This window comes from Draconibacterium orientale (assembly GCF_900111425.1).
GTDB classification, from domain to species: Bacteria; Bacteroidota; Bacteroidia; order Bacteroidales; family Prolixibacteraceae; genus Draconibacterium; species Draconibacterium orientale.
In genome coordinates, this window is the sequence record NZ_FOHT01000083.1 from 1 (window position 1) to 1,547 (window position 1,547).

Here is a 1,547-nt window from a genome sequence, read left to right on the forward strand (position 1 = left end):
TGACAATTTACTACTTCCATGTTTAGTTCTTTTGCCAATTTGTTTACTGTTCTCATTTTATTTATCATTATTTGTTCTTCATATAGTTGTACTCCTTGTTCTGCATAGTCAAGCCCTTTTACCATTACGCGCCAGTAAAGGACTGCCAGTTTTCGGGCCATGGCCTTTATTGCTATTCTTGGGCCTTTTCGCCCACGTAATCGTCTTCCAAATGAGCCTATTGCAATGTCTTTACTGTTTATAAGTCCCTGAGCAATTACCCTAAAAATCTGCCCTGCTTTTGGTTTGCCTTTTTTCTTTACATTTCGTCGCATTTTTCCAGAGCTATGCTGCCCCGGAGACAGTCCCAACCAGCTTGTAAAATGTTTTTCACTTGGCCACCTTGTTAAATCAGGACCGGTTTCTGCCAATAATTGCATCCATGTATAATCGGTAATACCTGATATTAAGGTTGCATCGTTGCCATTAAAAATATTCAACAGGTTTGGGCCAAGCCTTTCAACGTTTGGTTTGTGGTGACGTACTGCTTTACGTTTTTTTTTAGATCCTGACCTTCGCCTGATTCACCGAGCCTGTTGATTACAACATTTATTTTGCTGTCGCATTCATTAATTTGTTGCAAACAAAAATTATATCCATCATAAGCCTGTTTTAGCGCAAATAATCCGGCATCGGTATACTTGCCTTGCAGAGCTTTTATAACCAAATCCTTTTTCTTACTGAGAACACTACGGTGACACAAGCTAACCAGTACCTGCTTGTCCCGTTCTCCATTTAGGATTGCTTCTATTATTGCCAGCCCACTTGCCCCGTGTATCTGGCTCAAAACTTCTTTAAGCCTGATATTCATTAACGTTAATGCCTTTTGCATCTGATTGATGTACATCGCCGAAGAGTTGATGTGGTCTTCCCGTAATCGCAGATAGCTTCTTAACTCTTTTATGTCAGCATCAACAACAAGGCACCGGTTTAACAAGCCATGGCTATGTAGTTGTAGGATCCACTGACAATCTTTTACGTCGGTTTTTCGGCCTGGAACTTGTTTGGTTTGGCGACCATCCACCAGCCAAACATCGATACCGGCTTCTTCCAGAATGTCGTATAAAATCACCCAGTAAACACCGGTGGCTTCCATCGCAACTGTTTCAACTTTATGTCCGACCAAATAGTCCCGTAATTTGTAAAAATCTTCGGTAAAAGTTAAATGGCTTACTACCGGCTGCCCCTCTACGGCTGTAAAAACTTTTTTGGCACCAATATCGATGCCCGCTGCATTAGTCCTGATTTTTTCCATCTTTTTTAAATCTTAATTTTACTAATGCCCACACCCAAAAGGGCAAATTGACTATATGTCGGCAGGCTGCCATTCGGACATATTTGAAAAATCAAACAGTACCACTCATTATGCCTCAATCTTTTGGAACCAAACTCGCAAACAGGTTTAAAACACTATACAAAGAACGGTCAAACTGTGCAGGCTTGCTGCTAAGTTCGGTATATCTACTGTCATTACCTCATTATGCCCATTAAAAATGGGTGGACTCTCG

2 protein-coding genes are annotated in these 1,547 nt (G+C 41.0%); both read right to left on the reverse strand.

Translation table 11 applies throughout. The features are described from left to right. Positions 1-479, reverse strand: a 479-nt coding sequence (locus BMW53_RS20565) for a transposase (protein ID WP_139178302.1), incomplete at its 3' end; no start/stop codon positions are given. After that, positions 476-1,294, reverse strand: coding sequence for an IS110 family transposase (locus BMW53_RS20570; RefSeq protein ID WP_051567565.1), 819 nt, complete (start codon positions 1,292-1,294; stop codon positions 476-478). The genes BMW53_RS20570 and BMW53_RS20565, both read right to left, overlap by 4 nt. Positions 1,295-1,547 lie beyond the last annotated feature (253 nt).

Excerpts from the sequence above, each read along its gene's own strand:
- BMW53_RS20570 (WP_051567565.1), bottom strand. The coding sequence starts at position 1,294 with ATGGAAAAAATCAGGACTAATGCAGCGGGCATCGATATTGGTGCCAAA.